This window comes from Salinimicrobium marinum (assembly GCF_014651535.1).
Taxonomy (GTDB): Bacteria; Bacteroidota; Bacteroidia; order Flavobacteriales; family Flavobacteriaceae; genus Salinimicrobium; species Salinimicrobium marinum.
Window position 1 is genome coordinate 120437 of the sequence record NZ_BMXB01000008.1, and the last position, 22223, is coordinate 142659.

Genomic DNA, 22223 nt, shown 5'->3' on the forward strand with positions numbered 1-22223 from the left:
TTTGCGGCTGCTCAAACGAATTATTCAAATTTTTCTTCGGTAAATATACGATGAAAAACTTAAAATTTTAACACTTTTTCATCTTCCGAAGGATTTTATCCTGCTACAAACTAAAATAATTTTACTGAAAAATCTATTCCTTTTTCAGCACTAGTTTTACCAGAACCGGAAAATGATCTGAAGGATATTTCTCCTCATTGGATTCTGTAAGCACTGCATAATTTAGCACTTCAACCTTTTCATTTACAAAGATATAATCGAATCTCCCTATGGGCTCCTCATCGAATTCATAGGCATTAAAAGTCTCTTCAGGACCCGGGGTCACCTTCCCGGATATCTTTCTGCTGTCGTTGAGAATTTTCGCCAGATATTGAACTGGAAGGTCTTCAGGTTCAAGGTTAAAATCCCCCATGAGGATTACAGGATCATTCCCTGTATTAACGGCAACAATTTGCTTTATGATAAGTTCGGCACTCTCTTTCACAGCCTGTTTTCCCTGATGATCAAAATGGGTATTAAAGACCCAGCATTTTTCACCGGTGATCGTATGTTTTAAAAATCCGTAAGTGCAGATACGTTTATAGGACGCATCCCATCCTATAGAAGGCTCTAAGGGCGTTTTTGACAACCAGAAGGTCGCCTGCCCCGAGACTTCAAAAAGCTCTTTTCTATAAAAAATAGCGTTAAACAGCCCTTTTTCACCTCCCTCTCTTCCTGTTCCAAAGTAGCTGAAATCTTCAAGCTGTTCCTCCAAAAACTGCAATTGTGACTGCCGTGCTTCCTGCACCCCAAGAATGTCGGGATTGTAAGACGAGATCAAATCCTTAAGGTGGTCTTTTCGTTTAGACCAGGAATTCTCTCCATCCTCTTCGGTAGCATATTTAATGTTGTAGGACATTACCTGAAGGCTATTCTCCCCGGCCATAGAACACTATCTTTAATACTATTTATTACTTCTGAGAATAATCTAAAACCTATTGTAGTTCAAGGGTTACGAACACCGGTAAATGATCTGATGGATATTTAAGATCTTTTGAATCACTTAAAACCGCGTATTTAAGCACCTTAAAGCCTTCATTTATAAAAATGTAATCAATACGGTCTGTTACCGGTTCATCAAAGTGGTATCCATTAAAAGTACCTTCCGGACCAAAAACCACTTTTTCAGCTACGTTTTTGCTGTCATTCATTTGTTCAGACAAAAACTGAATGGGTTTTGTCTCCGGCTCCAGGTTTAGATCTCCCATGAGGATCACGGGAAAATCTTTAATGTTTATCTCTTCGATTTTATCTATTATTAATTCCGCACTCTCCTCTCTGGCCTGCTCCCCAATATGATCAAAATGTGTATTAAAAACATAAAACTTTTCCCCGGAATCTTTCTTTTGAAAAAGTGCCCAGGTACAGATCCTGGGGAGGGCCGCATCCCAGCCTTTTACAGGTTTATCTGGTGTTTCAGAAAGCCAGAAGGTGTCTTCTTCCAGCACCTCATACTCCTTAGATTTATAAAAAATAGCACTGAACTCTCCTTTATCAGCTCCGTCCTCACGTCCTACGCCTACATATTTGTAATTTTCCATACTGCCCTCAAAATGTTCCAGCTGCTCCAAAACAGCCTCCTGGACTCCAAAAATTTCAGGTTCATAAAACTTCAGTTGAGCTGTTAGATGAGCCTTTCTCTTGGACCATGAATTCTCTCCATCATTTTCATTTGCATACTTAATGTTGTATGACATGACTTCCATTTGGGCAGTGGCTGCACCGGGCACACACACGAATATTAGTAAAACGACAATGCTTTTTAAAATTTTCATCCTTTTAGTATTGATTCACGTATTCCTGTAAATATTCAAAACGTTTAGTAAGTTTACCATCTTTAGTCATTCTTGCCCGCTCCAGGATGCCGTCTTTATCATTATTGAAAAAAGCCGGAATAACATTTTTCAAAAACATTTCTCCAAAACCTTCACTGGCATCTTTGGGTAATTCGCAAGGCAGGTTGTCTACTGCCATTACCATGATGGCATCTTTTTCTTTAAAATCAACTTCGGAATGGTTTGTTGGGTTGTAGCCGTAGAAAGGCTCAGCTATAGTAGATGGTCGTATGGTACTTGCAATTGGGCCATTGATGTCGCAGGAAATATCTGCCACATACTTGATCCTGAAATCGGGATCTTTCATATCTTCAGCAGAATAAAAAACCGGAGCCCCTTGTCCATAGAAATGTCCTGCGATGAAAAAATCTGTTTCCCGGGCAAAGCGCATAAAATTTCCATCATATTTTTCGGGACTGCTGAAAAATTCCTTTTTTGAAGCCTCCCTGCCGGCTTTACGCCGGTTATAATCCAGTACATCTACACAACAGTATACCGGCTCTTCAAACCCTTCCTGCAAATATTCCTTAAGACTTACTTTTCTAATGTTTAAATGATCAAGTAATTCCTTAGCGCCCCGGGCAACCTTACCGCTGCCGGTGAGCAGGATCTTTATGGGCGGCACTTCAATTCCGTCAAGTTGGTGCAGCATAGCATCAAGATCAGACAAGCTTTCTGCTTTCGGAAGGTCAAAAATTCCTTCCTTCAAACCAATGCCCCTAAAGCCGTTGTAGGTCCCTACCAAACCCGCATATCTTCCGAAGCCAATGAGTCGGGTTCCGTTTTTCTTCACAATCACTTCGTGATCGTACAGCTCAATATTCTTTTGGAGAACTTCCCTCAAAAGATCGCGGTTGTAAGGTTGTTTTTTAATGGTATGTGAAAAGAAAAAATATTTTTTATCTGGGATCAAAGCCGGAACAGGGACTTCCTTCACTCCCAGGAGCACGTTACAGTCTGACAAATCTTCAGACACTTCAAAACCAGCTTCCCGGTAGGCATCATCAGGAAAGATCCTGATCTTTGAACTTTCTACCTTAAAATGTGCTTCCGGAAATTTAGTTACAGTTTCTTTTAGTTTTTGAGGAGAAAAAACCACTCTTCTGTCTGGCGGAGTTTTTCTCTCTTTAATGATTCCGAATTTTATCATTTTTGGTACAGGTTTTGCTTTTTATTGGGTGTTCTTCAAAGATATAAATTTTAAACTGTATCTTTGTCACCTTCCTGAAGCTTCAATGCACATTTCGATGCTTTTACCTGAAGTTTTGGCGAAGATATTTCCGAAACATTTATGGCACAAATTCTGCAATAATGTTTTTTAAGTTCTTTACATAATGGGGTCGACTTGGTTTTGACAGCGAGTCTAACTGAGTTGTAAGCACGTCGAGCGCTGGGATACAGCTCGTAAATCTCATATTTCACACTTTTTTAAACGGCGAGAATAACTACGCCTTGGCTGCATAATCCGAATCATAGTAGGATTGCTTAGTCCCTGCAAGGCAGGGAGCCAAGATGTCTCGTGGAAGCCTTGATTTACGGCGTCCACAACAGAGGCACCGATAAAGTAAATATAGGAACCGCAGGGCCTTGATGCGGTTTCGAAATCTAATTGAGGATACGTGTAAAGTTGGTGGTTTTCGGCCGGCTTTGCATCGACAATCAAGTGAAAACTAAACGTGTAGAAAGCAATTGAGTTGCTTGTTTGGACGAGGGTTCGAACCCCTCCGACTCCACTTTTTGAGTATCAAACTCGATCAAAAACCCCGGAATCCTAGGATTTACGGGGTTTTTCATTTTTAACGATATCATTTAATATCATTTAATTCCATCTGAAACGAGACCAATACGGTGACCCCCTTAAGTGACCAAAAAAGGGGTCTCGCCAAGCCTTTAAATTACTGTTTTTCAATTCTTTATATAAAGTTAAAGTTTTAAATCGTATACTCTTTTTAGCTACTTTGGGTGACCTATCGAGACCTAAAATTTTTAAAGCTTATGAAAACTGATTTTCACACCCACTTTCACCTCCTCGCGAAAAAGAAAAATAAACGCGGACTTGCACCTATTTACTTGAGACTTACCGTTGACAGAAAAAGAATGGAATACAGTATTTCACGTAGAATCCAACCCGAATATTGGAACGGTAAAATGGAAAAAGTCATGGGTAACAATACAAATGAGAAAGAGATCAATACCCACATCAATAATATTCGTCATAAGCTGAATAAAATTCATCAGATATTGTCTGATAACGAAGAACCTATTACGGCTTCCAGAATGATCCAGGAATTAAAAGGTGAAAACAAACCGAAGCCCAAGATGACCCTGGAAGTATTTAAAGAACATAATGAACAGATGGATCGTCTCTCGGGTAAAAGTATTTCTAAGAGTACATCAAAGAGATACTGGACTTGCTATAATCATTTGGAACAATTCATCAACGAAGAGTATAAGGCAGATGATTACCCGATAAATGATGTCAATCACCAATTCATCTCCAAATTAGAATATTTTCTCAAGACTAAACGGGAATGCAATCACAACTCCGCATTGAAATATGTCAACAACTTTAAAAAAATTGTGCGGATAGCACTGGCCAACCAGTGGATGGACCGGGATCCTTTCTACAATTACAAAGTCCAGTTCGAAACCGTGGAACGTGAATTCTTAAATGAGGAGGAAGTTCAACAACTAATAAATAAAGACCTTCACCTGGACCGATTAAAACTGGTGAGGGACATGTTTGTTTTTAGCTGTTATACGGGTCTGGCCTATTCTGATGTAAAAAAGTTAAGTGAGGCTGATATTACTACAGGAATCGATGGCGGTAAATGGATTAGGACAAGGAGAACCAAAACAAAGACCCTTAGCAGCATTCCTATATTACCTGTTGCTGAAGAAATTCTGGATAGGTATAAAGATCATCCTGAAGTAAAAGGAGGAGATTATATTTTACCGGTTTTAAGCAATCAAAAATCAAATGCATTTTTGAAAGAGATAGCAGTTATGTGCGGGATAAGGAAACCTCTCACCACTCACCTGGCGCGGCATACCTTTGCAACTACTATTACTTTGACAAATGGCGTACCTATCGAATCTGTGAGTAAAATGCTTGGACATAAAGATTTAAGGACTACTCAGCATTATGCAAAAATCGTCGACCGAAAAATAAGTGATGATATGAAGGCTTTAAAAATAAAACTGGCAGAAAAAGAAGCGGAAACACCTACAGATGAAAAAAAAAGAAGGTTTAAAAATCAAATTTAAAATTTAGAAAATATTCTGAAAGAGCAATCAAAAAAATGGATGGGGGTCTGTAAATTCAACTCTTTCTGAATAGAATTATTTATTAATCTCATTCAGAAAGAGTTTATTTACACCCTCATGATGGTGAACCGCCGTATACGAGCCCCGTATTAACGGTGGTGTGAGAGGCGCACTCCGTCCGTTACTGGCAGAGCCGTCAACTCGATTGGATGCCCGTGCTTTTTATTCTTTTGTGCATTGGGCAGCCCTACTCTTTGGCAAGGTTCTGGCTTGTGCGGCTGCGTTGAGCTACTTGCCTATGTGTATGGATGCCCACGTCAAGTTTTCTTAGTATTAATTACTCCTTTTAATTCTTTTTTATCAAAATAATAAGCCCCACTAATTTCTAACCGTTCTGGGTAGTCCGCTCCGAATGATCGTCCGCCTATTATTTGTTTTTCTCCCAATACCGTCCAAACAATCTTTAAATTGTTCTCCTTTAAAAACTTCAAAAAAGAAGGTTTTCGAACAAGCAAGTAAGATTTTGAATTATGATAAACATTAGGAGCAAAACATTGCACCACTTTGGAGTTGTCCATAAACTCTCCTTCCCTTTCACTATATTTTAAATCCATACCCTTATGAATTACAGTACTTGGTTTTAAAAAGCTAATCGTTTCCTCTTTCGACTTGTCAAATTCTTCCTCCCATAAAAAGCCTTGTGCAGTTACATTGACTTCAGCTACATATTTCCCTGATTCTTTGTCGTGGACTTCTTTCCATTCAGACCCTCCATAATATTCAGTCATAAAATAATCCTGAGCAGGTGACCAATAATATTCTCTGCTGAACATTTCATATCTGTCACCGCTTTCAGGCATCCAACGCCCCATGAATTCCTGTTCAATAGCCCAATCTTTAAATGAATTGAATTCATCATTTTTGATTAGATAACTTCTAATATGACACCAAAGTTCTTTATGCGGTTGGTCCCATTTTTCTTCACCAATTTTTTTTGGTTCTGACCAAGAGGGGTAACCCTCCAAAACCAACCATTCTTCTCCCTTATCATCTTTTATCTGGATGATTTCTTCCATATTGGGTAAGACACTTGAATCATTTACCCATTTTTCATTTGTACAATCCCAGTTAAATATATTTTTGTTAACCCACCAAAATTCTTGTTGCAGTTCATCATCATAACTTCCTGTTTCACTAATTAGCATTGTCGGGTCAATATCTCTAACATAAGGATCCCATGGCCCCTGATATGGATTTTCTTTCTTATTTCCCCATCTTTCTTGTTTAATGAAATTATCACATAGAAGTGCCATATATTCGTAATATGCTATCCATTGATATTTCTTTCCTATTCGTTCGTTAGAAGAAGCCTTTCTTCCGTTAGAATGATTTTTTTTATCAAACGAAAGGTGCAGATCTGGATTCCATCAATTAATGACCTTTGAAAAGATTAATCTTTGTGCAATCCTTAAATCAAAATATTCCCCCGTGTTAATAATTTTGAAATTATGATCTAAAAATGGTTCTATTTCTTGCTCATATTGAAATAAAAACTCAGGTGTTAATAATTTTTTAAATTTAATTCTTATCTCGTCTAACTCTTCTTCCGTCTTTCGACCAACGGCAATTTTAATCTCAATCCCATCTCCAAACTTAAAATCGTCATCAGGTTCTTTCGTTATTATCGGATCAAGACAATTCAATAATTCCAGTTGCTCAGAGCCTAATTTATTCTTGAACTCTTCAAAAATCTGTTCTCTATCAATGGGTGTTTCACCTATTTTGCAACCGGACCAATCTGAGGCACCACTATTAGTTCCTATTGTATACCTCGCAAAGTCTTCAAATCCCATTACTGAGTGCCAAATATCCCAATATTTATCATTATCATATTTTTCCTCTAGTTCTTCACGAGAAGGAATTTCTCCTGGCCAAACACTTTGATATGGAGGTCGAACCTCTGATAACTCGAAACTTAATTCTATACCAAGGTAATTCGCATATTCAATTGCTCCTCTTGCGTAATCTCTTAATAATATGTGTGGAATTACACCTGTTGGATCGCTAAAAATTGTTTTAAAAATGTATTCACTTAGCTTAGCTATTTTCTCTTTTTGGTCAGTTCTTAAGGTACATCCGTATGCAACAGCGAATAACCGTTCATAAACATATGGGTCGTTAACTCCTTCAAATATTTTCAAGAGTTTTAGTAACACATCTATTCTATTTTGAAGTAAAGAAACCAATGCTTTTGTGGAACAATCCCTGAGCTTTCTATTTGTAGAAGTATGAAACCATGCCAACGTGATACTAGAAAGCAAAACCGATTCATCAGAAATGTGCGATTTGTCCGTCTGATTCCAAGCCCAATCTATAAGACGTTTTACTGATGATTCATCATCATATTTGAATTTGAGCAATTGAGTCCAATTTGCATCTCGGTCAGCGAGAGAGAATTTTATTAAGTGATTATGTAGAGAATGAGCATTAAAAAAATGGTTTGGTATTCCTGTAACCGCAAGAATAATTTCCCAGAAATAATCATGCGTGCCTTGGTAGGAAAACACATGTTCATTCACATATTTTTTTGACTCTTCATTAATGGTTTGGACCTTTCTCCAAAGTAAACTTTCGACAAAGGACTCGACAACAGGATATTTATCCTTAAGATCAGGAATAAGAGTATAAAACTCATTTCCATTTTTCTCAGGAACCTGAATAGAAAAAGCTTCAATTAGTCCTTTATATCTATAAATCGCATTTTCATCTTTTACATAATTACGGAGTTTCCCACCTTCTTTGAACTCATGCTCTAATTCAGAACACTGCTCGAGCAAATATTGAACAGTTAGGTGGTCTTCAAATCGCTCATACGCTAAATAAACTCCTTCTTCATAATCATTCCCTTCTTTCCAAAAACGGTTTTTTGATAGAACACCTTCTGTGATTAATGTAGGTATCATGATTTGGTTATTTAGAAAAATTTGGGTCTACTAAATTAATGCGAGTTATTGATCGCTCCTTGAGAACGATCAAGCTTCAAATCGTAAAAAATCACAGTTAATATTGCTCCCAGGATATATTAAACCCCTACATATAATACATGTTCCGGGAGCAATTATTTTAGGGACGACTATGACTATCCAGAGTTTCTTCAAAACTAAATTTTTTGTTAAACCAAACGGAACTCGCTTAGTAATCGTACGGAATCTGGAAGTAAACGTAAAACATATTCACCTAAGCAATTGATTACCAGTAAATTCATAAATATCCCACAGTCGCTATGAGTACCCATCTTTCAGGAATACCTTTAAAATAAAATATCGCCTCGCCATACTTATCTTTTTCCCTCAACACCCTACCATCAAGGAAGTACAATTTTCTGCCGAAGCGATCTTTAGTTCTTATAGTCTGGCCATCGAAGAAATATAATTTTTCTCCGTACCTGTTCTTATGCCGTACCTCGTTTCGGGAAATATGATATAATTTATCTCCATACCTGTCCTTTCGACGAATTGTGACCCCATCCCAGTGGTAGAGTTTTTCACCATATCGGTCCTCATTCTTAATGCTCCTGTCTTCTACAAAAAGCACTTTTTTGCCGTAACGGTTTTCCAGATGGATAGGTTGGCTCAGTGAAATGCCAGAGATCATAAACAGAAGCGAAAAAAGAATCGACTTTTTCATATCTTCCTTTTCCTCGATTCAAATTCTCTTCGGTAGAACCGATACCTGTCGATAAGCGGTAATTGATATACCTCAACGTTGTTCGTTCTTGTCATAAGCACCCCCTCCAGGAATTGCTTATCTTTCGGATTCAGGACGCAGAGGAAAATTTTCCTTTCCGGTTTCTCTTCTGTAAACCTCAGTACCGGAAGAAGGTTTTTCCGAATTTCCTCGCTCCGCAATGCCACTACAAACTGTTTTTCTCCTGCCGAACCTTCCGAAGTGACGGTGAGATAATCCATCCCATATGCTGTTCCAAAGTCGAGAGAGCAGCCATTGTTCAGCAATATTTCCACAACAAATTCTGTAAAAGCTACAGGCCGGTTATAAAAATCTTCGAGTGTCATACCTTTTTCTGTTTAGCCAAAACTATCGATCCAAAGCGCCAAAACTTGTCGTCAGAAGGAAATCTTTTTCTTTTTAGTTGAAAATTTTATTTTCTATTCTGCTGATTGATTTATATAAATTAAGTCGCTATCAGCTTTCTACATGTGCAAATGGAGCTGTAACCCCTGAAAAAACCTGTCGGCCCTTCTGAATCTGATACTCACACTACGTACTTTAGAAGAAAAAATCCTACTTTTAGATAATAGCTCCAGGTGCTGCCGAATAAATTTTCAGCACTAGGTCTCTATAGAATATTTATTTGCTCATCCGAAAAATACTCACCCTGCTTTTACGGCTCCATTGTGGGGCGATTTCAGGGAATTGTGCCGGTAATTGAATTTGAAAGAATGATTGTTATAGGTAAAAAATAAGAAATCAGGAGGTGCATTTGATCTATTTTAGGAACCTGGCACAACAGATCAGCAGGAAACACAGGTCTCAAATGGGGCATTGTCAGCACTGAATCGAATTACAAGGCCTCAAATCAGCCCCAGGTCACCGAAAGGAACAGTAACAAATTAATTGATGATCTTATAAGGGAAATGCATCAGGTGAATTTTTTCGTATAATGGATTGCGAAAAAAAATTGTTTCATTTCCGAAATCTACTTTCTGAACATGATAACACAAAAGACAATTAATTCAATAGCACACCCTGAATAATACCAAAATCCATTGTTGGTTACTGCGTACACAGCAATTTCAGAACTAAAAGCACTGCCTATTACCGAAATAGGAGAAATGAAACTATGCCACACCCCTGAAAAGAAACCATATTCATATTCTGTTGGACCTGCAGGAGCACAAGATGTCAGGCAAAGAACCAGAAATAGAAATAGAACTATTGTAATCAGTCTTTTAGATTTCATATTTATTTTTTTAGGGATAATATCCAGTAAAATTGTAAATTATAAGAGTTGGTTTTATTGGTTCTGATAGTTGAACTGGCTGGATAAATTAGACCGGGGCAGGCTGACTCCTTAGCACATCTGCATCATCCAGTTCTTGATACAGTTCTGGAGCAGGTATTCCAGAATTACTTTTTATTCGATTTTGCTTTTTGTGGTGAGGACCACTAAAAGGTAACAAATCGCAGGTCACCATATATATATCAGAACATTAGCTAGATATCCCGGGATCATTTAGCTCTTGAAAGTATTTTTTTTACCTTTTGTTCAATTCCCATATCTGCTTTAGCTGCAGCACTTTTAGCTAATGCTATGCTTATTCGATGGTTAGTGACATTGTCAGTATTCGACAGCCAATCTTCTATCCTCGTTTTTCCTTTAGACTGATTAATGGTTCGTAAAGTCACGGTCACATTCTCCGCGCAATTTACCACCTCTGCAATTTCAGAATTTGTTAAGCGGTCGCGATAAGCCATAAAAACCGCTTTTGAAGAACGAATGTGCTCATAATCATAGTGGTCACCACCGCGTAAGGTTTCTCCTGTGTAGCAATCGGTATAAAGTGTTTTTCCGTCACCACCTCTGGCCAGTGCTTCTTGATGCATTTGTGCCTTTACTTTAGTAAATAGTAAATTTATTTCTGTGCGGTGGTACGGGCGGTTCGGGTCTAACATGGTATAATATAATCTGGAATTTTTCTACATCCCCAGGCTTTGCTTATATCTTCTCCACTTCCAAAAACGTGGTACTCAGCAGACCTTGAGGTTTTAAATCTATTCCGTAAATTATTATTAAGGCATTATTTACATCAGTGCCTTCATCATAGTCCAACGGATTTGCAGCAAAAGACGAATCCTGCACAGTCATTCCTTTGTCAATCAAAAGATTGCCATTCACGAATTTCCTTTTGGTGGTTATTTTGTATAATGCCATAGCATTTCTTTTTTTGCAGGAATTTTCCCAATGACGCTAATCTTATTTTAAAAATTCCGGCCAACGTCCATATCCCTCACCACATTTCTCTACCCTTCATTGTTTTATAACACGGCTTTATAGCATTTCATTCGAGAGTAGCTGATAGTAAGGCCATCGCTGTACTTGATTTCCTTCAAAACTAAATTTTTTGTTAAAGAGAAGAGACCTGGTTTAGTAAACGTGTGGAAATCGGAAGTAAACGTGAAAAATTATGAATGGCAGTGATTTTTTATTCATCCTTTTTGATTAGATTTAAAACACTGTATTTCATCCGATTACATGTTCTAATTCTCCCCCATAGAACATAGTTAATTCGCTTATAGATCTTAGAACCTGCATAACCTTCTAAACCATATTATATGAAAAATTCATTTCTTACCGGCACCTTATCATTAATTCTGGCGATCATGTTATGCTCCTGTAGCAATGACAATGAAATTTTAAATGAGACAAACAATGGGAAAACTTCTATTTCCTTTGCTGCTGTACTCAATGATCTTACTTCCAGCCGTGAAGCAGTAAAACAACAACTGGGAAATATCCCGCAGTGTAGCCAGAATGCTCCGGCCTTTGTAGAAGTATTTGTAACTCATCAAGAAGTACCCGTAGCAGGGACATCCCAGCAACCATTAAGATTAGTAGTAAAACAGGATGACCAGGGAATTTATTTCACTGAAGAAACTCTGGAACTGGAACTTCTACCGGGTATTTATACCTTAGAATATTTCCGGGTTCTAAATGAGGATCTTGAGGTTGTTTGGATAGCTCCAAGGGAAGAAGGTGAAGAGGTGAATTTTTCCGGCCTCGTAGATTCTTCGTTACCCCTTGAGATTGATCTGCGAGCAGGAACAAAGAAATATGTAAATGTGGATGTACTTTGCTATGATAACCGGCTGGTTAATTACTACGGTTATCTCTTCTTTGACTTACAGACCAGCGAGGCGATAAAGTTCTGTATTTTCGGCAATTATTGTGATGAGAATGGACGGCATATAGAGGCAGTAAGCTATAGTGTAAATGTATGGAGCTTCAGTGGAGATGATGCTGCCCCTAAAGGAACTCTGCTTTACGAGAACCTTCAAAACGGAATTTGGATCTCAGATGATTTTGAAAATGGAATATCTGAAATTGGATCGGAACCCATTTGCATAGCACTACCCGATACTGCTGGACAGGATCAATATTATTTCGAGATTACCGTGTTGGACGGTGTGGGCTCGAGTGCTCCCAACTCATTAATAAGACGCGGCGTTATAACAGATGAGGACGTTAGATCCCTTTACAACGGAAATAATTATGTTGATTATTACCATTTCCGGGAAGGGAATTGTAATTTAGAAGATTCTCCAAACCTTTTTGAAGAGGTAACGGACCTGCCTTCCGTGGTAGAGCCAATCTCTTTATAAGAAGGATATGATCTTTTGAAGATCTCAAAAACAACAAAATAATAATTGCCCCGGAAAAACTTTATACCCCCCCTTATAATGTATGATCCGGAGCAATTTTTGAATAGATACAACAGTACCTTTTCTTTATCTGTCGTCAAAAATAAGGCTTAAGTAACAGGCAATAAAATTCGTTTAGTAGACGTATGAAATGTGAAAGTAACCGTTAGACCTATAGTTTTATGAGGATAGAAGTACCCTTATTTTTTGCAGAAGTTATTTTTACGGCTTTTTCAATGTTGTAACAAAGCACGGTTAAGCGCTCTTTTACCAAAGAAACTCCTTTGAATTCGCACCGATTTACAGGTTGAGCCCCTGGAAAATCCAATCCAGTTGTATTGGATTTGCATTCTAAAACACCTTTTGAAAACAAATTAATGCGTATTCGTTATTCCCCACATAAATATTAAGATTTTTTTCACATATTTGTCGAAATTATCAAGCCCCTCCCCTACAGGCTATCAACAACATACCATGTTAAAAAAATTTTGTTGCCTGGCTCTTTGCCTGGTTTTGTTTGCTTGTTCTAAAGAAGAGGAAGGAAACGCTGTACCCTCCGGGTTTGAACTGGAAGATTTAACCTTTAACGGTACAGCAGCAAGTATTAGCTGGTCAACGGCTAAGGATGCCGATGAGGATGATATTTATTACAATGTGTACCTGAATTCCGAACTCATTGAAGGACCAATAACAAAAAATCACATGTCAACCACCGTCAAGTATAACCAAGACTATGAAGGTACTATCATCGCCACAGATAAAAACGGCGGTACATCTGAGCTCAAGTTCGATTTTAGAAGTCCAACCAGTAAAATTGCATTAGTTACAGATTTCCAAAGTGCCCATGTAGTGGCCATTGACCTTCATACTCATCAAAGGCTTTGGACGGCTCGTACCGAGGAACGTGTAAACAGCATTCAAAACGGTCTCGTGTTTTTAGGCTTTGAGAATCTCATCGCACGCAACATAATAACAGGAGAGAAGGTTTGGGAAGCACAACCGGTAGTGAACGATTATTATACAGGCTATCGTGATATTCTTGCAGATGACAAATTTTTGTTTGCAAAAGCACAGGAAGGAAGTTTAATTTGTGTTGACCTTGAACGCCAGGAAAAACAGTGGGAAGTACATCTTTCTGGAAGTATTTCCAGGTTCTCTATGGATAAAGATCACCTTTACGCAACGCAACGTGGAACCGATGATCTTATTAAAATCAGCAAAGTTTCGGGAGAGACAGCATGGGGTTTTGAATTAGATCGTCCCGTTGGTAGTCTTGCACCTCAAATTGAGCATGCTCCTCTGATTTATAATGGGAACATATTTTTCCAGGACAATAACGGTCGCTTCTATTCTGTGAACAAGGATACCGGAAAAAAGAATTATAGCTTGTACAACCGAAAAAACTCCCAAACGACTCCTGTTGCTTTTAATCAAAATATAATTTTCACAGCAGGAGACGAAATTATTTCTGTAAAAGCAGATACCGGAGAAATTACCTGGAAGAATAGTGTAGATATGTACTCCCAATCCTCTCCATTTATTGAGAATGGAAGGATCTACGTAGGAGCAGGAGATAAACTTTTTTGTTTTGATGCTGCCACAGGCCTACACTTGTGGGACACCTCCCTGGGAGGGGAAATTTGGTCCTCTCCCGTTGTGTATGATGGCAAGGTTTATATAAGTTCTCACACTGCGAGATTGCACTGCATCAACGCGGCAACCGGTGAAATTGAATGGAAAGAAGGAAATGTGGAATTCTCCGTCACCTCTCCTACCCTCGTAATTGGGGAAACCGAGAAAATAATCTATTCCTCAGATCATGGCATGCACCTTTAATTTATACACTCCAGCAATGAAAAAATTATGTTTGTTTCTTCTTTCTGTCCTGGCCCTCTCCTGCAGTAAAGAAGAAAAACCCCGGGAATTAAGCAGTAAAAATCTCATTTCTTCATTTATCCTGAACATAGATGATGAACAACTTGAGGGGAAAATAGATCAACAAGAAAACACTATTAGCTTTTCGACCGAAGGGAAAGATGTTTCCTCTTTAAAACCCACTATAGAATATTCTGAAAATGCAAGAATTGCTCCATCCCCTAATCAGGCTCAGGATTTCAGGGAAAAGGTTTCCTATACAGTTTATGCAGAAGATGGTTCACCCAATGTTTACCGCGTCCTTGTGAGTAACCGGTCTATTTCTTCAGATAATGAGATCAACAGCTTAACCTTTGAAGTTGACGGTGAAACCATCCAAGCCAGTATTGACAGAAATACAGGAATAGTTCGTGCCGATGTGCCTTTTACAGAAATCAACGATCTTACGCCGACAATTTCCCTTCCCGATCATGCTTCTATTGACCCTCCTTTAGGAAAGGCATTAGATTTTACAGCACCGGTAACTTATACAGTGACCGCAGAAAATGGGGATAGCCGTACTTATGTAGTACAGGTAAATGAGCCAAAAATAGAAAGGGTTATTGGCAGGTATTTCCCAGATAACCAAAAATTTTATGTTGGTGCAGAAGCCGGAATTATGGGAAGGTTTTTAATGAATGAGGGAGTGAACCCCACTGTATATCTTTTCGACGGATCAAAGAAATATCACCTGGAAAATTTGGAGTATCATTTTTCCTATACCGATACATCTTCCGGGATAGATTATTACGCTGTTACCTTTGTAATTCCCGATGACACCCCAACAAATATGTACACAGTAATACTTGAGAAACAAGGTTATAAAGTGGAATTTGGTGGTTTTGATGTAAAGTTTGAAAATGCTCCCAATCCACAATCCCTAAGCCAGGAAATATTTGAGAGGGAGGACGTACTTAAAATCTACGGAGAGCATCTAACTGATGGGATAATTATACCATCTAACGGTAGTGATTATATACTGTATAATTATGCTAATAGTTCCAAAGTAAAAATATGGGTGAATGAAGACGGAACAGAAATGAATTTTGAAGCCGATTATAATTACCATCGCCTGTACCCTTCCTATTATGGTCGTGAGCCCCAGGAGAAGAAGATCACCTTTTTTGACCCCGAAACCTCGCGTATTGGCAGAAGCATTAAAACCATGTTTAAATGATGAGATTGAACTGACAGCGATTTCACAATATCTATCCTCTTTCTTTCCTAATATCAAAACGACAAAAAAAAGCACCTGTTGGGAAGAAGTAAAAATTTATTATTGAAAAAAATTTCTTCGGAACCGACCCCACCTTTATAATAAACTTATGGCAAGAATTCTACCTATAATTTTTATCTTTCTCATCACTTTTACCTCATATGCACAAAATAATTGGGAACTTCTAAACCCCACCCCTTCCCCCGAAACAGGTAAGGATGTTCTTTTTGTTTCCACCAGTAAAGGTTTTATAATAACGGCAAAAGAGCTTTTAATTACTGAGGATGCCGGCGTGACCTGGACCAAAAAAATGGAACTACAGGGGGCAGCAGACATTGATTTCCTTGAGAATACTGGTTTCATAGTAGGAACTGGAGGATATGTGGTTACTTCAAAAAATGGTGGGGAGACCTGGACAAGAGTTTCTACAGGTTCTTCAGATAATTTTAATTCCGTACAGATCATTGAAAATAAGACCATCATTCTTTCTGGTACGAAAACTATTGTAAGATCTGATGATGGTGGAGCCACATGGAAATCTCATAACATAGGAGGTAATTATGCCATTACTAAAACCTTCTTTACAGGAGCTCTAACAGGACACGCGGTATGTAAGGGTGGTTTTATTCTTAAAACAGTTGATGGAGGGCAAAATTGGAAGATTACGGAGAAGACTAGCATCTACCCCAATGATTTCTTTACCGTTTATTTTGTCAATGAAAAAGTTGGCTTTGCCACCAAACAACACAGTACAATATTAAAGACTATAGATGGAGGGGAAACCTGGAAGGAAACTAGGAATACTACAGATGCCTTTTATTCTCTTTTCTTTTTGGATGAAAAAACAGGTTTTGCTACCGGAGATAACGGGGTAATCTTCAAAACCAGTGACGGAGGCGACACCTGGGAATGGATCAGCTTTCAGAATGGGCGCTATGATCAAACCAGTATGTTTGGAATCTATTTCCATAATAGCACAGAGGGTTACGTAGTAGGGCAACGGGGAAGGATCCTCAAGACTAAAGATGGTGGCAGCTCGTGGGATCAATATTCACCTTTTTATGATGATGTATCTGAATTTCAGCTTATAACAAGTGATATTGCCTATGCTTCAATCTGGTCTAAACTCTTTAAAACAAGGGACGGCGGAAAAACCTGGCAGGATATGGGAAGTCCCGTAGAAGGAGTCGGATTAAGTAAATTCGAATTTCTTAATGAAAACATAGGTTATGCTATAGTGGGAAATTCCAATTATTATTATGCTGTTTATAAAACTACGAACGGGGGTCAATCCTGGGTACAAACCAACAGTGGAGAAGATATTATGAGGGACAACCTGTACTCCATGGATTTTATTGATGAAAAAACGGGCTTCGTCAGTGGCGGGTACAATCAAAAAGGTGTATTCAAAACCACGAATGGAGGAAACAGCTGGATTATTGTGGAAGGCAATAGTTTTGGCGAAATGCAGTTTATAGATGAAAAAACAGGCTATGCCAGAGAAGTAGGTTACTACGGAAAAAGGATCTATAAAACCACAGATGCAGGGGAAAACTGGGAGGAGATATTCGAAACTGAAGAATCGCTTACGAGTATGTATTTTGTAGATAAGAAAATAGGTTACCTGGCAGGGGAACGCGGGGTAATTTACAAAACCACAGACGGTGGGTTATCCTGGAGAAAATTAGAGGTGCCTTACCAGGACTACATGCAGATAAAGTTTTATTCGGCTAATGTAGGTTACACAGTGGACGATGATGGAGGTTTATGGAAGACCATTAATGGAGGATCCAGCTGGCAAAAAAATGCTGCTTTTTACAAGATGAATTCCATAGACATATCAGATGATAAACAAATATACCTTTCTGGAACTCACGGGAAAATTTTAAAAAGTAAAGTATCTTTTGATCCCTTTAGCTTATTAGCCGGCCCTGCAGAAGAAATTTCGAACAACAGCGCATGGTTAATAGGCAATGCCAGTGCCAACGTAGGAAATATAAAAAATATCCAGTTTGAATACGGCACCAATAATAATTTTGATAAAATAATTTCAACTTCTGTTCTTGTTGCAGAAAATGAATCTGCCACTCTGGCTGTGGAAGCCAATGATCTGCTTCCAGCTACTAAATATCAATACAGGATTAGAGGGACCGTTGGGAACAGCAATGTATATAGCCAGATCATGGAGTTCACTACAAAGGCTGACTATGAGTTGAATTTATATTCTCCCTATGTTGAGGTTATGAATTCTGTGACATTTAGTGCGGATATCATAGCGAATAAAGCAGAAATTTCTAAAATAGAATTCCAGTATGGTACCGAAGACAATCCATTTGCAGAAAGTATTTCTGCGTCACCAGTATCCGTAAGTCCCAATAATCCAAGAAATGTACAGGCGAAAGTTAACGAACTGGAAGCGGACACAAAATACCAGGTAAGGATCAAGGCGATACACGAAGGAAAAGTGATTTATAGTCATGTAAGGGAATTTAAAACACAGGCAGAATATAGGATAAACCTTCATGCTCCACATATTACAGATAACAATGTTTCCTTATCGGCTAACGTTACTGCCTATCTTGAAGACCTTGAAAATCTTGCTTTTGAATATGGAACACGCGAATTTGAAAATGAAATAGCCGCAACACCTGATGTGGTTTCAATATGGTATTCGGAATTTGTTTCTTCAACGCTCACCGATCTCAACCCTGAACAAACCTATTATTTCAGGTTACGTGGTACCATGGGCAAAAAAATTGTTTACAGTTCCATTGGAGTTTTTAATACCTCAAAAGAATCTATTGTGGTGCCTGATGGAGCACAAATGAAAGAAGACCATACTGTCATTGCTAAAGGACTAATAAATCCTGGTGGAAAATACCTTACCAATATCCGGTTTGAATATGGAGAAAACGACAAGTTTAATATGTCCGTCAGTTCAAATCCTTCAGAAATAAGTGGAAATACCACAACTTCGGTTAAAGCTACATTGCTAAACCTCGCTCCCGGCAGTTCTTATTCTTACCGGATAAAAGCTGTAGAAGGTCAAAAAGAAATAATTTCTGAAGAATTTAAGTTCGTTACAGAAGAAGGAGTTCAACTAAGTCAGGATATTTTGAGTATGCAGGTGACTGACGAAACCTGTACCGGAAAAAACAACGGTGCTCTCATAATTACAGCTGAAGAAGAACATAATTTCACAGCAACTATCAATGGCGAAGAATATAATTTCACATCTCAATTAAAGCTGGAAAATCTCAGTCCCGGACAATATACGGCCTGTATAACAGCCGCCGCTGCTCCGGAATTCTATCAGTGCTTCGAATTCACAATTTCAGGAGGAATTTCTCTCATCGGTAATGCACAGGTTAAACGAAATGCCGTTGGCCATTCCACCCATATTCATATGGAAGAGGGCACAGCTCCTTTTTTTGTAAGCATTAATGGATCTGTCGTCGGGGAATATGATTCTCCGGATTTCTCTGTAAATGTTCGGCAGGGGGATAAATTGGAAATTGCCTCACAAGCTGCTTGTGAAGGAAAATTAATCTTAGAGGTTGATCTGGACGAAAGCCTTACCGCTTACCCAAATCCCGCATCCTCATTCCTTCATATTCTTATTCCATATTCTGAGGAAAAAACAACACAAGTAGATATCTATAATAATTCGGGAAGTTTAATGTCTTCCAAAGAATACAGCATTTCCAATAATGTGGTTTCCCTCCCACTAGAGGATCTGGTTAGCGGGATCTACTTTGCAGTAGTTAGATTACATTCTCCAAAAACAATCAAATTTTCCAAAAAATGAAAAAAATAAATCTGCTCTGTCTTTGTGCTATCCTGTTTCTGTCCTGTAGTACAGAAGACCAGCCTTCATCTGAAAACAGTAACAAAGCGCCCTCCCAACCTCAGCTTCAAGCTCCGGAAAATGATCTTTTTTGTACAACGGATGTACAAATCTTTGAATGGAAAGAAGTAAATGATCCGGAAGAAGATGAAGTTATTTACATCCTGGAAATTTCTACAACTGAGGATTTCAAGCAACTATTCTTTTCAGACGAAACCGGGGACATTTCCACTACGGTTTCGCTGGAAAAAGGAAAAAGTTATTATTGGAGGGTAACAGCAAAAGATATTAATGGGAACAAGAGTCCTTTTTCTGGTATAAGAAGACTTTATACGGAAGGGGAAGCATCTTCAAATTACTTGCCTGGAGCTCCCTCCCTTATTGCTCCGGAAGAAGCAGCTACTGTTACGGGGATTTCTGTAAAACTTGAATGGGAAGCAGAAGACCTGGATGGGGATGAACTAACCTACGATCTATATTTCGGAAAAACCACCGATCTAGAATTGATTGCCGAAAATGTTCATACCTCCTTTTATGAAGTAGAAATTGAGGCAAACAATAGCTACTACTGGAAAGTAGTTGTGAAAGATGAACATAATGCGAAAACCACAGGAAAAACCTGGTCCTTCCATTTGAAATAAGTTTTTTTAAGGTTACAATTAAAAACCTGCTCATTTGAAATCATTTCATACCAGAATATACTTTAAAGTACCTCAAGAGTTAAAATTTGTTAAAGCGAGACCAATCCGGTGACCAATTTTTTTCAACCTCTGGAAAGACTTGAAAACACTGGAAATCTGAAAAAACGGTCGTTCCCTCCGACTCCACTTTATAGCCCCGAAACACCAGTGTTTATGGGGCTTTTTTGTATTAAGGTGATAAACAGGATTACAATTCCTTATACTTGAAACGGTTGATTATCCAAAAAATAATACGCCATTAGATTTGAGTGAAGAGACTATCATCTTATTGAAAAAAGTTTAGATGGAATCCATTAATTATATAAAGGAAAATTGTATGGAATATATAAATCTCTTCCTTACTTACAGATTCAATATAAGTATAGAAGTCATGTAACTTCTCACGTTATTAAAGTTAAGCCACCTCAATGTTTTGAGCGAGTTTCAGATAAATTAAAACTTGAAGAAAATCCTGACTTTTTTCACCTCAATTCAATTGCAATTCTTTTCCTTTATTTGCGAACTATTATAAGCAAGTTAACATTACAGTCAAACACTGGAGTTATTATGCTCGATAAAATGAATCTCTCGAGTTTAAAAGAGATTTTAATAGAAAATAATATTTGGGAATAAATAGGAATAAATACCTAAAGCAAAAGGAAGAAAACAAAATATCTATTGTGGATCTTAATTCTAGCTTACTTAAAAATTTAGAGAACTATCTCAACCCTGACCCGAAAGCTTCTCCCCGAATGGTGGTTATTTATCTTATCCTCGTACAAACTATTTAAAATCTTAAAATTTCAGAATCTATAGTTATTAGGGTTTTTGCAAGACTAGAATCACTCTGGAAGTGTCTGATTCTAGTGGGTTCTCAAGTAGGAATTTTCACACTCCCGATTTCGGTATCTATAGAAAAATTTAATTTTCCATTTTCTTTAGGATCAATTAAATTTAAGCAGTGTTAGTTGATATATCGACTACTATTTTAATGTAAACAAAATCAAACGATAGTAGATCAGGTATAAATATCAGACCATTTGATCTATTTCATAAAAAATCCAGGCGCATAAATAAACTTCCGAACTTCGATAGGTTCCAAATCTGGATTGGCGCCTTTTTCTCCGGCAACCAACGCTCCTACTGCACAGGCATAATCTAGAGCCGTTTGAGGTTTTTCTCCTTGCAGAAGATTGGCTAAAAGAGCTGCCATAAAAGAATCTCCAGCCCCTACAGTGTCCTTAACTTTGACTTTAAAGCCACTATTGTAAAATAATTGTCTATCTCGCCACAAAACTGCTCCATGCCTTCCTTTAGTGATGCAGATTGTTTTTGCAGAAGTACGTGTCGCAATAAAATGGAGGTTCTGTTCAAGAGAATTGTATGGCGAATCTAACATTTCTGCTATCTCGAACAATTCATCATCATTAAATTTTATAAAATCAGCATTTTGAAGCAGGTCCAGTAGTAATTCTTTTTTGTAATGTGGAGGCCGGAGATTGAAATCCAAGACTCTGTATTTAGCTTTCTTCAGAAGTTCAAATAAAGTGTTCCGACTAACTTCATCCCGGCAAACAAGACTTCCGAAAATAAAAATATCCGCATTTTCCACAACCTTAAATTGTTCCTCTTGTAGTTCAATTTTATCCCACGCAGAAGGATAAGCAATTTCATAACTTGCAGAACCACTTTGAGATAAAGTTACCTTTACCACACCTGTTGGATACCTGCTGTCCCTATTTACATTTGAGGTGTCGACTTTATTACGCTCCAAGTAGGAAATAATCTCCTCACCCTTGGGATCAGCTCCAGTTTTACTTATCATACTCGTCTGCACACCCAGGCTGCTAAGCCGGGAAGCAACGTTCAAAGGTGCTCCGCCTATTCTTTCCTCATCCGGAAATACATCGTAAAGTATTTCTCCAAAACAAACTGCTTTTAAATTTGCCATTCTTTTATACTGATTTTTTCTTCTGATAGAACTT

Annotated in this window: 17 protein-coding genes and 1 other RNA gene; 7 read left to right on the forward strand and 11 right to left on the reverse strand. The window is 38.1% G+C overall.

The annotated features are described in order from the left end of the window. Nucleotides 1-133: 133 nt before the first annotated feature. From IE056_RS11215 to IE056_RS11225, 3 genes are read right to left on the reverse strand one after another with little or no spacing between them, the layout of a single operon-like run. Entirely contained in the window at nt 134-925 is a 792-nt protein-coding gene (locus IE056_RS11215) for an endonuclease/exonuclease/phosphatase family protein (RefSeq protein WP_189604804.1), read from the reverse strand. A gap of 49 nt (nt 926-974) precedes the next feature. Further along, nucleotides 975-1814 (reverse strand): endonuclease/exonuclease/phosphatase family protein, encoded by an 840-nt coding sequence (locus tag IE056_RS11220; protein WP_189604805.1) that lies wholly within the window; start codon nt 1812-1814, stop codon nt 975-977. A gap of 4 nt (nt 1815-1818) precedes the next feature. Then, the gene (locus IE056_RS11225; protein WP_189604806.1) at nt 1819-3024 is read right to left on the reverse strand and encodes an NAD(P)-dependent oxidoreductase; all 1206 of its coding nucleotides are present in this window, start codon (nt 3022-3024) and stop codon (nt 1819-1821) included. A gap of 186 nt (nt 3025-3210) precedes the next feature. On the opposite strand from IE056_RS11225, the gene ssrA reads away from it, so the two are divergent. Continuing rightward, nucleotides 3211-3610, forward strand: a transfer-messenger RNA (tmRNA) gene (gene ssrA, locus IE056_RS11230). 259 nt (nt 3611-3869) lie between these two features. Continuing rightward, a complete protein-coding gene (locus IE056_RS11235) occupies nt 3870-5141 on the forward strand; it encodes a site-specific integrase (RefSeq protein WP_189604807.1) in 1272 nt (423 codons plus the stop codon). A 317-nt stretch (nt 5142-5458) separates the two neighbouring features. On the opposite strand, the gene IE056_RS11240 is transcribed toward IE056_RS11235, so the two are convergent. The 7 genes from IE056_RS11240 to IE056_RS11270 form a co-directional block, all read right to left on the reverse strand. Next, nucleotides 5459-6454 carry a hypothetical protein gene (locus IE056_RS11240; protein ID WP_189604808.1) on the reverse strand — a complete coding sequence of 332 codons (996 nt, stop codon included), beginning with the start codon at nt 6452-6454 and terminating at the stop codon, nt 5459-5461. Between the two features lie 114 nt (nt 6455-6568). Continuing rightward, on the reverse strand, nt 6569-8104 hold the full coding sequence (locus IE056_RS11245) for a hypothetical protein (RefSeq protein WP_189604809.1): 1536 nt from the start codon (nt 8102-8104) through the stop codon (nt 6569-6571). 298 nt (nt 8105-8402) lie between these two features. Then, nucleotides 8403-8828 (reverse strand): hypothetical protein, encoded by a 426-nt coding sequence (locus IE056_RS11250; RefSeq protein ID WP_189604810.1) that lies wholly within the window; start codon nt 8826-8828, stop codon nt 8403-8405. Then, nucleotides 8825-9214 carry a hypothetical protein gene (locus tag IE056_RS11255; protein WP_189604811.1) on the reverse strand — a complete coding sequence of 130 codons (390 nt, stop codon included), beginning with the start codon at nt 9212-9214 and terminating at the stop codon, nt 8825-8827. The genes IE056_RS11250 and IE056_RS11255 overlap by 4 nt, the downstream gene beginning before the upstream one ends. 644 nt (nt 9215-9858) lie before the next feature. Beyond that, nucleotides 9859-10122 (reverse strand): hypothetical protein, encoded by a 264-nt coding sequence (locus IE056_RS11260; RefSeq protein WP_189604812.1) that lies wholly within the window; start codon nt 10120-10122, stop codon nt 9859-9861. A gap of 269 nt (nt 10123-10391) precedes the next feature. Then, the gene (locus tag IE056_RS11265) at nt 10392-10766 is read right to left on the reverse strand and encodes a hypothetical protein (RefSeq protein ID WP_229793737.1); all 375 of its coding nucleotides are present in this window, start codon (nt 10764-10766) and stop codon (nt 10392-10394) included. Nucleotides 10767-10878: 112 nt separating this feature from the next. Then, a complete protein-coding gene (locus IE056_RS11270; protein WP_189604814.1) occupies nt 10879-11094 on the reverse strand; it encodes a DUF6140 family protein in 216 nt (71 codons plus the stop codon). 401 nt (nt 11095-11495) lie between these two features. On the opposite strand from IE056_RS11270, the gene IE056_RS11275 reads away from it, so the two are divergent. The 5 genes from IE056_RS11275 (at nt 11496) to IE056_RS11295 (ending at nt 20199) form a co-directional block, all read left to right on the forward strand. Then, the gene (locus IE056_RS11275) at nt 11496-12542 is read left to right on the forward strand and encodes a hypothetical protein (RefSeq protein ID WP_189604815.1); all 1047 of its coding nucleotides are present in this window, start codon (nt 11496-11498) and stop codon (nt 12540-12542) included. Nucleotides 12543-13055: 513 nt separating this feature from the next. After that, a complete protein-coding gene (locus tag IE056_RS11280; RefSeq protein WP_189604816.1) occupies nt 13056-14417 on the forward strand; it encodes a PQQ-binding-like beta-propeller repeat protein in 1362 nt (453 codons plus the stop codon). A gap of 16 nt (nt 14418-14433) precedes the next feature. Then, entirely contained in the window at nt 14434-15672 is a 1239-nt protein-coding gene (locus IE056_RS11285; protein WP_189604817.1) for an SGBP N-terminal domain-containing protein, read from the forward strand. Between the two features lie 148 nt (nt 15673-15820). After that, the gene (locus tag IE056_RS11290; protein WP_189604818.1) at nt 15821-19519 is read left to right on the forward strand and encodes a T9SS type A sorting domain-containing protein; all 3699 of its coding nucleotides are present in this window, start codon (nt 15821-15823) and stop codon (nt 19517-19519) included. Continuing rightward, the gene (locus tag IE056_RS11295) at nt 19516-20199 is read left to right on the forward strand and encodes a fibronectin type III domain-containing protein (protein ID WP_189604819.1); all 684 of its coding nucleotides are present in this window, start codon (nt 19516-19518) and stop codon (nt 20197-20199) included. The genes IE056_RS11290 and IE056_RS11295 overlap by 4 nt, the downstream gene beginning before the upstream one ends. A gap of 1084 nt (nt 20200-21283) precedes the next feature. Here the strand turns inward: IE056_RS11295 and IE056_RS11300 are convergent. Next, nucleotides 21284-22189 (reverse strand): carbohydrate kinase family protein, encoded by a 906-nt coding sequence (locus IE056_RS11300; protein WP_189604820.1) that lies wholly within the window; start codon nt 22187-22189, stop codon nt 21284-21286. Nucleotides 22190-22223 lie beyond the last annotated feature (34 nt).

Bases quoted from the DNA above. Each gene is read 5' to 3' on its own strand.
- IE056_RS11215 (WP_189604804.1), bottom strand. From the start codon at position 925: ATGGCCGGGGAGAATAGCCTTCAGGTAATGTCCTACAACATTAAATAT.
- IE056_RS11220 (WP_189604805.1), bottom strand. From the start codon at position 1,814: ATGAAAATTTTAAAAAGCATTGTCGTTTTACTAATATTCGTGTGTGTG.
- IE056_RS11225 (WP_189604806.1), bottom strand. From the start codon at position 3,024: ATGATAAAATTCGGAATCATTAAAGAGAGAAAAACTCCGCCAGACAGA.
- IE056_RS11235 (WP_189604807.1), top strand. From the start codon at position 3,870: ATGAAAACTGATTTTCACACCCACTTTCACCTCCTCGCGAAAAAGAAA.
- IE056_RS11240 (WP_189604808.1), bottom strand. From the start codon at position 6,454: ATGGCACTTCTATGTGATAATTTCATTAAACAAGAAAGATGGGGAAAT.
- IE056_RS11245 (WP_189604809.1), bottom strand. From the start codon at position 8,104: ATGATACCTACATTAATCACAGAAGGTGTTCTATCAAAAAACCGTTTT.
- IE056_RS11250 (WP_189604810.1), bottom strand. From the start codon at position 8,828: ATGAAAAAGTCGATTCTTTTTTCGCTTCTGTTTATGATCTCTGGCATT.
- IE056_RS11255 (WP_189604811.1), bottom strand. From the start codon at position 9,214: ATGACACTCGAAGATTTTTATAACCGGCCTGTAGCTTTTACAGAATTT.
- IE056_RS11260 (WP_189604812.1), bottom strand. From the start codon at position 10,122: ATGAAATCTAAAAGACTGATTACAATAGTTCTATTTCTATTTCTGGTT.
- IE056_RS11265 (WP_229793737.1), bottom strand. From the start codon at position 10,766: ATGCATCAAGAAGCACTGGCCAGAGGTGGTGACGGAAAAACACTTTAT.
- IE056_RS11270 (WP_189604814.1), bottom strand. From the start codon at position 11,094: ATGGCATTATACAAAATAACCACCAAAAGGAAATTCGTGAATGGCAAT.
- IE056_RS11275 (WP_189604815.1), top strand. From the start codon at position 11,496: ATGAAAAATTCATTTCTTACCGGCACCTTATCATTAATTCTGGCGATC.
- IE056_RS11280 (WP_189604816.1), top strand. From the start codon at position 13,056: ATGTTAAAAAAATTTTGTTGCCTGGCTCTTTGCCTGGTTTTGTTTGCT.
- IE056_RS11285 (WP_189604817.1), top strand. From the start codon at position 14,434: ATGAAAAAATTATGTTTGTTTCTTCTTTCTGTCCTGGCCCTCTCCTGC.
- IE056_RS11290 (WP_189604818.1), top strand. From the start codon at position 15,821: ATGGCAAGAATTCTACCTATAATTTTTATCTTTCTCATCACTTTTACC.
- IE056_RS11295 (WP_189604819.1), top strand. From the start codon at position 19,516: ATGAAAAAAATAAATCTGCTCTGTCTTTGTGCTATCCTGTTTCTGTCC.
- IE056_RS11300 (WP_189604820.1), bottom strand. From the start codon at position 22,189: ATGGCAAATTTAAAAGCAGTTTGTTTTGGAGAAATACTTTACGATGTA.